A 13,020-nucleotide genomic window follows, 5' to 3' on the forward strand; every position below is an offset into this window, starting at 1 on the left:
GGATTAGGGGACTGGTTTTGATTTCAGGTAAAGAACAAGGAGGCTACTCATAAATAGGGCGCCGTCGTTTTTGGCCTGATTCACCGGAAACAGCCTAAAAACGGCAACTACCTTTCCAAGCCAGCCAACCTGCTTTCTATCTCAAGAAAAGATGGCCTATTAGAAGCCACTGGGTGTAGGCAGTCTGCTTGCAGTAACAGCAAATCCTCTCTGGTCTTTTGTCGCGCCGGGGCGTCAAAAGTTACAAAGGGCAGCAAATCTTCCAGCAAACAGCCAAAGGCCCGCACCTCAAGCTTCTCTAATGCCTTGCCAAGCTCTTCATTCTTTACGTCATACACCGTAGCCGCGCCAAAGTCCCCGAACAGCGGATTGCCTTGCTCATTCACCAAGGTGTTGTGGGCGTACAAATCGCCGTGCAAAACGCCTTTTGAATGTAGGTGTTTGGCAACCGAAGCAATGCCTTTCACAATGGTTAGGACTTGCTCCAGCGTGAAGGTGGTTTCTGCCGGAAAGGTGTCTCTGGTAATGGTGGCAAAGCTGGGCGGACCTCCCAAGTTGCTGTACCCGCCTGGAATCAAGCCCATGACCAATCCCTGCTTCTGGTCTGGATGATGGGTGAGCACGCTTACCGTTTCCACTAGATTAGGGTGCGCGCCCGCCACCAGGCAAGCCTTTATTTCATCCGCCGGAAGGCCGTCGCTGGTGATGGCGCCTTTAAAGATTTTCACGGCCACTTCTGTTGGAAGGCAGGCGTTGGTTCCTGTTTTCACCTTCGCTTTGTAGATCATGCCCGAAGCGCCTTCGCCTAATTGATTCTCTATTCCTAAGTCTTTCCAGGATGTAGTAGGAATCTTGTGCTGAGCTATAGAAGCATGCCCTGAGCTGCAAGGATTGCCGGCGAAGGCCAGCCAAGCCAATTTAGGTAGGGAGAAAAGCCACTCTGGAAGTGTTGTTAATTGGTTTGCTGAGATGCGGATTAGTTCCAGGTTGTGGCAGTTGGCGAGCGCTGCTGGTAAGGCCTCCAGTTGGTTCCCGGCCAGCATTAGCTTTTGCAGATGCGTGCAGTTGCCAATAGAAGCGGGTAGGCGTGTTATTTTATTGTCTGTGAGGATAAGCCAGCGGCAGGAGATAGGGATGGCGTTTTCTGGAACGGTTTCCAGTTGACAGGCCTTAAACCCAATCATCTCCAAAGCGGAGCACTTGCCTAGTACCGCTGGGAATTCTGTGAACGGGTTGTTGGATAAAAAGACAACTTTGAGGCGGGTCAACCGGGCAACCTCCTCTGGCAAATCCGAGAGCTGGTTACCCGACAGATCTAATACTTCCAGCGTATCTGCCAAGGTTAGAATCTCCCTGGGGAAATGGGTGAGACCGCAGGAAAGTTTTAAGTGGCTGGTGCCGGTTAACGCGCCGCTTTGTAATTGCTCAAGGGTGTGCATAGCATGAGAATAAACCCAAAGGTACGCAGCAGGATTTTGTTCCTCTTGAAGCTGCCCAGTCGTTTTTGGCCTGTTTTCCGGAAAATAGGCCAAAAGCAGAGATCATACAGGGTTACTGTATTCTTAACATTGGCGTAACATAAACATAACAGTGCCATCACAAAATGGCCATTTGTTCAAAATACCTTTGTAGCGTAAAAATAGATTTACCAGATAAGCAATGGAGACGCCGTCGCTGCCAAATACCACAGTACCTTTTTTTGCTGTGGCTCTACATCCTTAACGGTTGACTACCGTTGTAGATGCTAATTTATTTCTGACCTAAAACCACCTGTTATGTTCTCACCCATAACTAAGTTTTTGACAAAGAAAGTAGTGCTTGTTGTAGGTGCTGCGTCTTTGGTAACATTGAGTAACCAAGATTTGCTTGCGCAAACCACCACCACTTCTGTAGATTCTATTCAATTGAATACTACCTCCGCCCCGGCTCAGGAAGAGAAGAAGGAAAGCAAATGGTATGACAAAATCTCGCTGCGCGGCTATGTGCAGATACGGTACAACCGCCTCTTAGAAACCAATCCAGAGCTCAAGACCGACTACGATAAATCTGTGGGAGACAAAGGTGGTTTCCTGATTAGAAGGGCCCGTCTGGTATTTAGCGGCAACGTGCATGAGCGCGTCTATATTTACATTCAGCCAGACTTTGCCTCTACTCCGTCTGGTAGCTCATCGCAACACTTTGTTCAATTGAGAGACGCCTACTTTGACCTGTCTTTGGACAAGAAAAAAGAATACAGACTGCGCGTTGGGCAGAGCAAAGTGCCTTACGGTTTTGAGAACATGCAATCCAGCCAGAATCGCCTTACGCAAGACCGTAATGACGGCTTCAACAGCTCAGTGCCTAATGAGCGTGACTTGGGCGTGATGTTCTACTGGGCGCCAGACCACATCAGGAAAAGATTTAGTGAGTTGGCCAACAGCCGCATGAAAGGCTCTGGTGACTATGGCGTGTTCGGCTTGGGAATTTACAATGGTCAGACGGCCAACCGCGCTGAAGCCAACAACAACCAGCATATTGTGGCCCGCGTGTCATATCCCTTCGCCTTTAAAAACGGGCAGATTTTGGAGCCCGGCATCCAGGCCTATACGGGTGTGTACACTGTAACCGCAGATCAACTGAGCAGTAATACGGTGAAAGGCGGCAATTTTGACGATAGACGCGTTGGGGCCAGCATCGTGTTATATCCACAGCCTTTTGGTTTTCAGGCAGAATACAACATGGGCAAGGGCCCCGAGTTTGACCCTGAGACCATGACCATCCAAACCAAGTCTTTAAGCGGCGGCTACGCACAGGCCATGTATGCGCTAGAAGTAGGAGACAATACGTTCATCCCGTTTGTAAAGGCCCAGTTCTATGAAGGCGGTAAGAAAGCCGAGACGGACGCCCGCTTTAGCAAAGTGTATGAGACCGAGGTAGGCGTGGAGTGGCAGCCCATCAGGAATTTTGAGCTGGCGGCCCAGTACACCATCACAGACAGAACCACCAAAGATGGTAAGGCCCTCAACAACCGCCAGCACGGACAATTACTGCGGTTACAAGCTCAATTTAATTTTTAAGCGTACAACAGGCATTATAAATACAAACCTATGAAAACGACATTTCTTTCTTTTAAATCGCAGGCGGCCAGCTTATTCTTGGCTTCTATGCTGTTAGTTTCCTGCGGCAAAGGCAATGACCAGAAAGCAGAAAACACAGAGACAGACAAAGGTTCTGGCAGCTCAACGGCTTCCATTACCATCAAAGGCTCTGACACCGTGTTGCCCTTAGCGCAACAGCAGGCTGAGCGCTTTATGGCCAAGAACAAGGAAGCCTCCATAACTATTGTAGGCGGTGGGACCGGCGTGGGCGTATCTGCCCTCATGGAAGGTACCACAGACATTGCCATGGCGTCCAGAGAGTTAAAGACCAAGGAGAAACTGGAACTGAAAGGCGCTAAGAAAGACGTGAAAGAAGCCTTGATTGCTTTTGATGCACTTTCTGTCATCGTAAATCCTAAGAACAAGGTCAACCAGTTAACGCGTGAGCAGCTGGAAGGCATCTTCACGGGCAAAATCACCAACTGGAAAGAAGTGGGCGGCTCTGATGCCAAGATTGTGGCCTACTCTAGAGAGACCAGCTCTGGCACCTATGAGTTCTTCAAAGAAGAGGTCTTGAACAAAAAGAATTACGCCTCTGGCATTTTGATGATGCCGGCCACCGGTTCTATTGTGCAGAGCGTGGGCCAGACCGAAGGCGCCATTGGCTACATTGGCCTGGCTTATGAAACCAAAGAGGTGAAATCACTGGCCGTGTCTTATGATCAGGGCAAGACGTATGTAAAACCCAGCGTAGCCGCTGCGCAGGACAAGACGTACCCTATTTCAAGACCGCTGTTCTTTTTCTATGACGCCTCTGCAGAAAGCAAAGTAAAGCCTTTTGTGGACTACATCCTGTCAGCAGAAGGTCAGAAGACCGTGCTGGAGATTGGCTACGTGCCCTTGAACAAGTAAGAATAAGTACCGCTCTGCCATGAAAGCACCTGCACCACCTCCTGTAAAACGCAAGGTCAAGAACCTGGGCGAAAAAGTCATAGAGGCACTCCTGACCATTAGCGGGACCGTGACCAGCTTAACAGTGCTTTTGATTGTCTTCTTCCTGTTTAAAGAGGGGCTGGGCTTGTTTTCCCAAACACCGGTGAGTGAAGGGACCGTGATTGCGGTCAGCAACCAGAACCCGGTCAAGGAGCTTTCTGCCCATGAGATAAAGGAGATTTTTGACCAGAACATCACCAACTGGAAAGAGGTAGGCGGGCAGAACGCACCTATTAAGATCTTCAGCGTAGATGACATCACAGACTACTACACAGAAGAAGAGATTGGCGCCGATTTTGAATACCTGCCTCAGCGCTTAAGTGACTTGATGGTGAAGGAGCCCAACCTTCTGGCCCACTTTCCGGAAGAGTATATGGCCAAAGACTTTAAAGGCCATGAAATCAAGCTCAAGAACTTTACCCTGGGTGATTTTTTGTTAGGCCGCGAGTGGTATCCTACCATTACGCCGGCCGTGCAGATGGGCGTGCTTTCGCTGATTCTGGGAACCCTGTGGGTAAGCTTGGGCGCCATTTTAATTGCCTTGCCTTTGGGTTTGGCCACTGCCATCTACATGGCCGAAATTGCCAGCCCGCGCATGCGCAACCTGCTTAAACCCATCATTGAGTTGCTGGCCGGTATTCCGTCGGTGGTGTTTGGTTTCTTTGGCTTGGTGGTCATTGTGCCCATGATCCAGAATGTGTTTGGGTTACCAGTAGGAGAGACGGCGTTGGCGGGTAGCATCATCCTGGGCATCATGGCCCTGCCTACCATCATCTCCGTGTCTGAGGATGCCATGCGTACTACCCCGCGGGCCATGAAGGAAGCCAGTCTGGCGCTGGGTGCCAACAAGTGGCAGACCATTTACAAAGTCATTATCCCATATTCGCTTTCTGGTATCTCTACCGCGGCCATTCTAGGCATTGGCCGCGCCATTGGCGAGACCATGGCCGTGCTGATGGTGACAGGAAACGCCTCTGTGATACCAAGTACATTCTTGGAGCCGGTGCGTACCATTCCGGCTACCATTGCGGCAGAACTAGGCGAGGCACCACAGGGAGGCATCCATTACCAGGCCTTGTTTGCGCTAGGTTGTATCCTTTTCCTGATGACCCTAGTCATTAACCTCACCGTGGACTACGTATCTGCCAAGAGAGAAGCGAAGTAAGTTTTTTAGACACAAGACATATTTTCCAGACACAAGACGTAAGATCCAAGACATAAGACAAATGGTGAACCCCAAAGGCAAAGAATTTCCAGTAAGGAGAAATCTTATGTCTTTCGTCTTGTGTCTTGCGTCCAAAATTAAAGCTGATTAGTCATGGGATTTCAAGAAGGAACCAAAAAGGGAGACAGTAAGCGCCTGAAGCAGACGCTGGCCTTTGGCGTGTTCAAGGTGATGAGCTTTCTGGTGGTGGCCATTCTGGTCATCATCCTGGGCTTCATCATCTTCAACGGCATCTCAGCCATCAGTTGGGAGTTCCTGACCGAGATGCCCCGTGAGGGCATGACGCAGGGCGGTATCTTCCCGGCCATTGTGGGGACCTTGTGTTTGGTGCTGGGCAGTATGCTGTTCGCGTTTCCGGTGGGCATCATGTCTGGTATTTACATCAACGAGTACGCCAAGGACGGCTGGCTCAAGCGTTTCATCAAGCTCATGACCAACAACCTGGCGGGCGTTCCCTCCATTGTGTTCGGTTTGTTTGGGATGGCTTTGTTTGTGAACAAGCTGGGTTTTGGCGACTCCTTGCTAGCGGGCTCGTTAACCTTGGGATTGCTGGCCTTGCCCGTAGTGATTAGAACCACCGAGGAAGCCTTGAAAGCCATTGATGATTCGTTCAGGGTGGGTAGTTTGGCCTTGGGAGCCTCTAAGTGGCAGACCACCAGTAAAGTAATATTGCCCATCGCGTTCCCTAACATCATTACCGGTTTGATTCTGTCTATTGGCCGGGTTTCTGGCGAGACGGCGCCTATCCTCTTCACGGTGGCCGCCTACTTCCTTCCCAAATTACCGACGAGCATTTTTGACCAGGTCATGGCCTTGCCGTATCACTTGTATGTGATTTCTACCAGCGGTACCAACATTGAGGCCTCGCGCACCATGGCCTATGGCACTGCCTTTGTCCTGATTGTGATTGTCTTGCTGGTAAACCTGCTGGCCAACTGGCTGCGCAAGTATTTCGGTAAGAAAGTAAAAATGAACTAAGCTCCGTTTTTAGCCTATTTTCCAGAAAACAGCCCAAAAACGAACAATTGAACTGCCTCTTTCTCAAAAGATATGAATAGCATAGAAACCAAAGACGTCCACCTGCACTACGGCGATTTTCATGCCCTCAAAGGCATTACCATGGCCATGAAGAAGAACCAAGTGACGGCTTTTATTGGACCTTCGGGCTGCGGAAAGTCTACCTACCTGCGGTGCTTTAACCGCATGAACGACCTCATTGACAACGTCAAAATCACCGGCGAGATCCTGATTGACGAGGTAGACATCTACGCGAAAAACATACGCGTAGACGACCTGCGCAAGCACGTGGGCATGGTTTTTCAGAAACCCAACCCGTTCCCTAAATCCATTTTTGAGAACGTGGCCTACGGCCTAAGAGTAGACGGCATTAGTGACAAGGCGTTCATTGAGGAGCGCGTGGAGCGTTCCCTTAGACATGCCGCCCTTTGGGACGAGGTGAAGGACAAGCTCAAGAAATCTGCCTTTGAACTGTCAGGTGGGCAGCAACAGCGTCTGTGCATTGCGCGCACGCTGGCCATTGAGCCGTCTGTGGTACTCATGGATGAGCCGGCCTCAGCGCTGGACCCTATTTCTACCGCCAAGATTGAAGAGTTGATCCATGAGCTCAAGAAAGACTACACCATTGTGATTGTGACGCACAACATGCAGCAGGCGGGCCGCGTGAGTGACAGCACGGCCTTCTTCTACCTGGGCGAACTGATTGAGTACGGCAAGACCAAAACCATCTTCACCAGTCCCAAGGACGAGCGCACCCAGAACTACATCACCGGCCGCTTTGGTTGATACTTGAGCCTTTAAGGCAGAACAAGTTTCGTTGATAAAGAAAGATTTCCTACATTCAAATCTAGCTACACGTGTCTCCAGGAATGAATCAATTAGATAAAGAGTTGCAGCTCATCAAGGCGAAGGTAAACGCCATGTGGGAGTTGGTAACGGCACAAGTGTCTTCTGCCCGCGAGGCACTGGAAACCGCCAACCATGACTTGGCGCGCAGGGTGGTCAAGCGAGACAAGAAGGTAAACACCTATGACTCCAAGATTGACCGCATGTGTGAGAACTTCTTCGCGCTGTACAATCCGGTGGCGGTAGACTTGCGCTGGGTTTTGGCCACGCTTAAAATCAACGCGAACCTGGAGCGCATAGGAGATTCTGCCGAAGGTATTGCCCAACAGGTGCGCGAAATTGAAGGCACCTTCTCGCCTGAACTTTTAGAGATCACCAGGCTGCCAGAGATGTTTACCGCCGCCCAAGACATGCTCCAGGATGCGTTCAGGGCCTTTGATGACCAAGACACCACCCTAGCTCGTGAACTGATTCTGCGCGACAAACTGCTCAATAAAATCAACGGCAAAAAGGATAGAATACTGGTCAAGTACATTCAGGCCCATCCAGACCAGATTGACCACTGCCTAAAAATGTCCAGTGTCCTGCAAAAGCTGGAACGCATTGGCGATCAGGTCACTAACATAGCCGAAGAGGTGATCTTCTACGTGGACGCCAAGATGATCAAGCACAAGAGCATGAAGAAGAAGACCAAAGGAAAAAAAGACAAGCCAGACACGGGAGAGGCACCATCCGTTTAAATTAGAATTCCATGGCGCAAGCGTCTGCTTGTGTCTGCACGTATGCAAGACCAAAAAAGGGAGAGAAGCCTTTTCCTAATTTAAGGTTAGTCCTAACAAGAAGGCCGATGCTACTTTAGCATCGGCCTTCTTGTTTGATAAGAATCTCGTTTTTGGCCTGTTTTCCGGAAAAGAGGCCAAAAACGACACGTTACGCTGGGTTGGTAGACCGCAGGTAAGTGGGTTTAGTACGCGCTTTGGTAGCCTGCTCAAAGGCATAAGCCAATCCAATCAATGGTCCTTCTGTGTACGGTTTCCCAAAGAACGAGAACCCGATAGGCAGGTGATGAACCAAGCCCATGGGCACCGTGATGTGCGGGTAGCCCGAGATGGCTGCCGGCGTGGACAGTCCGTAACCCGAGAAAGCGTCACCGTTCACCACGTCAATGCACCAAGACGGACCGTAAGTAGGACCAGAGATGGCGTCCAATTTGTTGTCCTCCATGATTTTGTTGATGATGGCGCGGGATTCTCTTAAATTCTTTTCACGGGCGGTGATATAGTCTTTGCTGTTGATGTCGCCTAGCTTCTCAGAACTCTCCAAGGTTTCCTGCTTGAAGTAAGGCATGGCCTTGGCTTCGTTTGCCTTGTTGAATTCAATCACTTCTTTCAAGGACTTTACTTTGGCATTGGCCGTGGCCAAGTATTTGTTCACGCCGTCTTTGAACTCGTATTGCAACACTTTGAATTCATCGCCGCCCAGCTGACTGATTTTCTCCATCACCTCTACTTCCACCACCGTAGCGCCTTTACTTCTGAGTACCTCAATGGCTTTTTGGTACAGCGTGTCTATGCCTTCATGGCCTTTCAGGAAGGATTTTTCTACGCCAATGCGTTTGCCTTGCAGGCTGTTGGCATCCAGGAACTTGGTATAGTCGGTAAGGGCTTTGCCGGTGCTTTCCTGGGTGATGGCATCATTGGCGTCTGCACCCGTCATAGCGCCCAGCAAAATAGCCGCGTCGGCCACGGTTCTGGCAATGGGGCCGGCCGTGTCTTGGCTAGCCGAAATAGGAATAATGCCCGCGCGGCTCACCAAGCCCACGGTTGGTTTAATGCCCACGGCGCCATTTACGGAGGCCGGGCATACTACGGAGCCATCGGTCTCGGTGCCTACGGCAATGGCGCACAGGTTGGCGGAAACGGCCGTACCCGAGCCAGAGCTGGAGCCACAAGGAGAACGGTCCAGCACATACGGGTTCTTGGTCTGACCGCCTCTACTGCTCCAGCCGCTGGTAGACCGCGTGGACCGGAAGTTGGCCCATTCGCTTAGGTTGGTCTTGCCCAGGATGACGGCACCGGCCTCGCGCAATTTAGTAACTACAAAGGCGTCTCTGCTGGCTTTGTTTTCGGCTAGAGCTAAAGCGCCCGCGCTGGTAGACATCTTGTCTTTGGTGTCAATGTTGTCTTTGATGAGGATAGGAATGCCGTGCAATGGGCCGCGCACCTTGCCGTTCTTGCGTTCCTGGTCTAAGGCTTCGGCAATCTGCAGGGCGTCTGGGTTGACCTCAATGACAGAATTAAGTTTGGGGCCGTTTTTATCAATGGCTTTAATCCGGTCCAGGTACAATTGCGTGATTTTTTTTGAAGTCAGGTCACCGCTTTTCATCTTGTCTTGGAGCTGCTGCACGGTGGCTTCGCTCAGTTCAAAATCGTCTTGGGTGGCTGTAGCTTGTTCGCCTTCAGAGGTAGTGTTGTCGGTTTTTTTGGTGGCACAGGCGCCTACGCCCAGCATAGAAAAAGTGATGCCCGCCAAAGAGCCGGCCTTTAAGAAGTTTCTGCGTTTCATGTTGGTTAGTTTGGTCTTGAAAGATAAGCGCCAGACGGTGAAATCAAAATAGGCAATGCCATTTAAGTGAGTCAGCGAAAAGAGCTTTACCGGTAAAATTCATATAGCAAATGCTCTTGCTCTACCAGGCCGTTTTTGGCGTGTTTTCTGGAAAACAGGCCAAAAACGCTTGCGGTACTGACGCTGGAGGGCTAAGCTAAAATGGATGGATCACTAAAGAGATTTTCTGAGAAATGTACCGGCTACTTTTTACATTTACTTCTAGCCAGAATCCTTGCCCATGAAACAGCTTCTCATCCTTTTATTTGCGCTATGCCTTTTGCCTTGGGCCCAGGCCCAGCAACGCAAGCGCGTCCGGGAGTACGGTGTAAAAATTGGCGTATTGCCCCCGGGTTCTCTGAACGCCATCACTGATGTGCCAGGCATACAGGTGGGGCACGTGACGTTAGTGCAGGGCACGCAGGTGCGCACCGGGGTGACGGCCATTCTACCGCACGGCGGCAATCTGTTTCAGGAGAAAGTGCCGGCGGCGGTGTTTGTAGGTAACGGTTTTGGCAAACTGGCGGGCGTGACGCAGATACAGGAACTGGGCAATCTGGAATCACCCATCATCCTGACCAACACCTTGGGCGTGGGTACGGCGATGAATGCCGTATTAGATTACACCCTGCAACAGCCCGGTAATGAGATGGTACAGTCGGTGAATGCGGTGATAGGAGAGACCAATGACGGCTATTTGAATGACATACGGGGAAGGCACGTGAAAGAAACCCATGTGCTGGAGGCCATTAAACAAGCCAAGGAAGGCCCGGTGGCCGAAGGAAACGTGGGCGCAGGGACGGGCACGGTGTGCTTCGGGTTTAAGGGAGGCATTGGCACGTCTAGCCGTCAATTGCCGCAGAGTCTGGGCGGGTACACCGTAGGCGTGTTGGTGCAGACCAACTTTGGCGGCGTGTTGCAGATAGACGGCGTGCCGGTAGGCGAGGAGCTGAAGCAGTTCTCCTTCAGCAAGCAGATTCTGGAGAAGGCCGATGGTTCTTGTATGATGGTGGTGGCCACCAATGCGCCGGTAGACGCCCGCAACCTGGAGCGCATGGCGCAACGGGCCATGCTGGGATTGGCCAAAACCGGCGGCATTGCCTCCAACGGAAGCGGGGATTACGTCATCGCTTTTTCTACCAACGCCGGGGTGCGCGTGCCGTTTACTCCTAAAGAACCTAGCCAAACGATGACCTACCTGCACAATGATGCCATGAGCGCCTTGTTTCTGGCCACCATTGAAGCCACTGAGGAAGCCATCATCAACTCGCTCTTCAAAGCCGAAACCATGCAAGGCAAAGACCAGAACACCATTCAGGCCCTGCCGTTAGACAAAACCTTAAACATACTCAAGAAACACCATGCCCGCTAACCCAACCCTGTACGCCTACCTGCGCGGCGAAATCCTGCCCTACGACAAAGCTTTTCTGCATGTGAGCGACCTGTCCATCCAGAGAGGCTACGGCATCTTTGACTTCCTGAAGGTGGAGAATGGACAGCCCTTGTTCATGGAGCATTACCTGGACCGGTTCTACCATTCGGCGCAACTGATGGAGTTGGAGATTCCTTTGGAACGGTCGGCCTTGCAAGAGACGGTTTTTCATCTGATAGACAAGAACAACCTGCCGCTATCCGGCATTAAGATGATCTTGACGGGTGGCTATTCTCCTGATGGGTACCAGCCGGTAGAACCTAATCTGCTCATCTTGCAACAACCAGTGACCATGCCTACGCCGGAGCAGGTGCAGAAGGGCTTTGCGATTATCACGCATGAGTATGTGCGCGACATTCCGGCGGCCAAGACCATCAATTACTCAGTGGGCATTAAGTTGCTGAGCCAATTGAAAGCCAAAGGCGCGGATGATGTGCTGTACCACCAAGGCGGGGTGGTGTCAGAATTCCCGCGGGCTAATTTCTTCATCGTGCGGCAGGATGATACGGTGGTGACGGCGGCCCAGGATGTCTTGCAAGGCATCACTAGAAAAAACGTGCTGGAGATTGCCGGCAGACTATTGAAAGCCGAGGAAGGCGTGATCACCTTGCAGGACATTGACCAGGCCAAAGAGGCCTTTCTCACCAGCACCACCAAACGCGTCATGCCCGTGGTGAAAATAGACGGTAACGCCATAGGCGGCGGTACGCCCGGCCCCGTTACCCTAGCCTTGCTGGAGGAACTACTGAAGTTGGAGAGACCGTCTGCTCAATACTAATTTGTGTTTTTGGCGGTTGGTTTTGCTTACCCGGGGCAGTAGGAGCGAAGTAAAAGTGATACACCATCAAGGCCAGGCAGAATAGTAGAATGAGCAGAATAGCCGCCGTCTGCCACGCTGACCAAACGAAGAACCTGCGTTTGCGTTTTTTCTTGGCCAGGTAGTGTTGCACGCGGCCGCGCGTTTCTTTGACGGCCTTGTATACTTTGGTGGCCTGCGCCATTTCCATGCCTTCCACCAGGTCTGAGCACAGTTCACAGGACACCAGATGACGCTCCACCTGGTGGGTCTGCTCAGGGGACAGGCGTTCTGACTGGTACCCGCGTAGCACCTCCAGTGACGGATGGCCCTCGGGTCCCCAATCCTGTTCCAAGTGGTGGTTACTGTTCATAGTTTTTCTCCAGGTATATGCGCAGGTTCCGTTTTCCGTTTTGGATGTGGCTTTTCACTTTGGCCACTTCATATCCGGTCAGGTCTGCTATTTCTTTGTAGCTTTTTTTCTGTAGGTAAAACAACTCCACGCATTGGCGCTGCTCTTCGTTTAAAGCCTGTAGTCCTTGTGCCAACAGCTGTACCTCCAGGTCAGGCTCAGGCTGGTCTGCATAGGCGTGGGCACTTGATTTCTCCAAAGTGACGCTGGTCTGGTCGTCAAAGGAACTGAATTTTTTCTTTTTATCAGCGCGCAACAACATCAGGCAATGGTTCTTGGCCAGGGTGTGCAACCAGTTCTTGAAAATGGTCACTTCATGCTTTTGCAGAGCAGTGAACAGGGTCTCAAAAATCTGCATGGTGGCGTCCTTGCTTTCCTCCTCGTCCTTTAAATACTTAAGGCACACCAAGTATACCATCTCTGTATGGCGCTCAAACAACTCTCCTACGCAGACCGCATCACCAGTCTGCCTGAACTGGTGTACCAGCTCCAGGTCAGTGGGGTCTTTTTGCCGTGCGAAGAGTTTTAAGAACATAAGGCCGTTGGGTCAATGCTTCAAAAAAGGTACAGGATTTGGGCAGAACTACCGCAAGGAGGGACCAAATAAATCCTGCGGCT

Annotated in this window: 12 protein-coding genes; 8 read left to right on the forward strand and 4 right to left on the reverse strand. The window is 51.2% G+C overall.

What is annotated here, in order from left to right; genetic code table 11:
* Positions 1 to 107: 107 nt before the first annotated feature.
* Complete coding sequence (locus tag ABD880_RS00270; protein WP_345161146.1) at positions 108 to 1,439, reverse strand: leucine-rich repeat-containing protein kinase family protein; 1,332 nt, start codon at positions 1,437 to 1,439, stop codon at positions 108 to 110.
* A 336-nt stretch (positions 1,440 to 1,775) separates the two neighbouring features.
* On the opposite strand from ABD880_RS00270, the gene ABD880_RS00275 reads away from it, so the two are divergent.
* The 6 genes from ABD880_RS00275 to phoU all read left to right on the forward strand — a co-directional run bounded on the left by ABD880_RS00275 (position 1,776) and on the right by phoU (position 7,898).
* Entirely contained in the window at positions 1,776 to 3,056 is a 1,281-nt protein-coding gene (locus ABD880_RS00275; RefSeq protein WP_345161148.1) for a porin, read from the forward strand.
* Positions 3,057 to 3,086: 30 nt separating this feature from the next.
* Positions 3,087 to 3,989, forward strand: a complete 903-nt coding sequence (locus ABD880_RS00280) for a PstS family phosphate ABC transporter substrate-binding protein (RefSeq protein WP_345161150.1) — start codon at positions 3,087 to 3,089, stop codon at positions 3,987 to 3,989.
* A gap of 19 nt (positions 3,990 to 4,008) precedes the next feature.
* On the forward strand, positions 4,009 to 5,235 hold the full coding sequence (pstC, locus tag ABD880_RS00285) for a phosphate ABC transporter permease subunit PstC (protein ID WP_345161152.1): 1,227 nt from the start codon (positions 4,009 to 4,011) through the stop codon (positions 5,233 to 5,235).
* A gap of 153 nt (positions 5,236 to 5,388) precedes the next feature.
* A complete protein-coding gene (gene pstA / locus ABD880_RS00290) occupies positions 5,389 to 6,273 on the forward strand; it encodes a phosphate ABC transporter permease PstA (RefSeq protein WP_345161154.1) in 885 nt (294 codons plus the stop codon).
* A 72-nt stretch (positions 6,274 to 6,345) separates the two neighbouring features.
* Positions 6,346 to 7,098, forward strand: coding sequence for a phosphate ABC transporter ATP-binding protein PstB (gene pstB / locus ABD880_RS00295; RefSeq protein WP_345161155.1), 753 nt, complete (start codon positions 6,346 to 6,348; stop codon positions 7,096 to 7,098).
* 83 nt (positions 7,099 to 7,181) lie between these two features.
* Positions 7,182 to 7,898, forward strand: a complete 717-nt coding sequence (gene phoU, locus ABD880_RS00300; RefSeq protein WP_345161157.1) for a phosphate signaling complex protein PhoU — start codon at positions 7,182 to 7,184, stop codon at positions 7,896 to 7,898.
* A gap of 190 nt (positions 7,899 to 8,088) precedes the next feature.
* On the opposite strand, the gene ABD880_RS00305 is transcribed toward phoU, so the two are convergent.
* Positions 8,089 to 9,723 carry an amidase gene (locus tag ABD880_RS00305; RefSeq protein WP_345161158.1) on the reverse strand — a complete coding sequence of 545 codons (1,635 nt, stop codon included), beginning with the start codon at positions 9,721 to 9,723 and terminating at the stop codon, positions 8,089 to 8,091.
* 280 nt (positions 9,724 to 10,003) lie between these two features.
* Between ABD880_RS00305 and ABD880_RS00310 the strand changes: the two genes are divergently transcribed.
* Positions 10,004 to 11,134, forward strand: a complete 1,131-nt coding sequence (locus ABD880_RS00310) for a DmpA family aminopeptidase (RefSeq protein ID WP_345161160.1) — start codon at positions 10,004 to 10,006, stop codon at positions 11,132 to 11,134.
* Positions 11,124 to 11,972 (forward strand): aminotransferase class IV, encoded by an 849-nt coding sequence (locus ABD880_RS00315; protein ID WP_345161162.1) that lies wholly within the window; start codon positions 11,124 to 11,126, stop codon positions 11,970 to 11,972. Before ABD880_RS00310 ends, ABD880_RS00315 begins: the two co-directional genes overlap by 11 nt.
* Here ABD880_RS00315 and ABD880_RS00320 read toward each other — a convergent pair.
* A complete protein-coding gene (locus tag ABD880_RS00320; RefSeq protein WP_345161164.1) occupies positions 11,914 to 12,363 on the reverse strand; it encodes an anti-sigma factor in 450 nt (149 codons plus the stop codon). The two genes, ABD880_RS00315 and ABD880_RS00320, sit on opposite strands and share 59 nt — an antisense overlap.
* Positions 12,353 to 12,937, reverse strand: coding sequence for an RNA polymerase sigma factor (locus ABD880_RS00325; RefSeq protein ID WP_345161166.1), 585 nt, complete (start codon positions 12,935 to 12,937; stop codon positions 12,353 to 12,355). Before ABD880_RS00325 ends, ABD880_RS00320 begins: the two co-directional genes overlap by 11 nt.
* Between the last annotated feature and the right edge of the window lie 83 nt (positions 12,938 to 13,020).

The organism is Nibribacter koreensis, assembly GCF_039541795.1.
GTDB classification, from domain to species: Bacteria; Bacteroidota; Bacteroidia; order Cytophagales; family Hymenobacteraceae; genus Nibribacter; species Nibribacter koreensis.

Coding starts and splice junctions, on each gene's coding strand:
- ABD880_RS00325 (WP_345161166.1), bottom strand. CDS start 12,937: ATGTTCTTAAAACTCTTCGCACGGCAAAAAGACCCCACTGACCTGGAG.
- phoU (WP_345161157.1), top strand. CDS start 7,182: ATGAATCAATTAGATAAAGAGTTGCAGCTCATCAAGGCGAAGGTAAAC.
- pstB (WP_345161155.1), top strand. CDS start 6,346: ATGAATAGCATAGAAACCAAAGACGTCCACCTGCACTACGGCGATTTT.
- ABD880_RS00280 (WP_345161150.1), top strand. CDS start 3,087: ATGAAAACGACATTTCTTTCTTTTAAATCGCAGGCGGCCAGCTTATTC.
- ABD880_RS00310 (WP_345161160.1), top strand. CDS start 10,004: ATGAAACAGCTTCTCATCCTTTTATTTGCGCTATGCCTTTTGCCTTGG.
- ABD880_RS00305 (WP_345161158.1), bottom strand. CDS start 9,723: ATGAAACGCAGAAACTTCTTAAAGGCCGGCTCTTTGGCGGGCATCACT.
- ABD880_RS00315 (WP_345161162.1), top strand. CDS start 11,124: ATGCCCGCTAACCCAACCCTGTACGCCTACCTGCGCGGCGAAATCCTG.
- ABD880_RS00275 (WP_345161148.1), top strand. CDS start 1,776: ATGTTCTCACCCATAACTAAGTTTTTGACAAAGAAAGTAGTGCTTGTT.
- ABD880_RS00320 (WP_345161164.1), bottom strand. CDS start 12,363: ATGAACAGTAACCACCACTTGGAACAGGATTGGGGACCCGAGGGCCAT.
- pstC (WP_345161152.1), top strand. CDS start 4,009: ATGAAAGCACCTGCACCACCTCCTGTAAAACGCAAGGTCAAGAACCTG.
- pstA (WP_345161154.1), top strand. CDS start 5,389: ATGGGATTTCAAGAAGGAACCAAAAAGGGAGACAGTAAGCGCCTGAAG.
- ABD880_RS00270 (WP_345161146.1), bottom strand. CDS start 1,439: ATGCACACCCTTGAGCAATTACAAAGCGGCGCGTTAACCGGCACCAGC.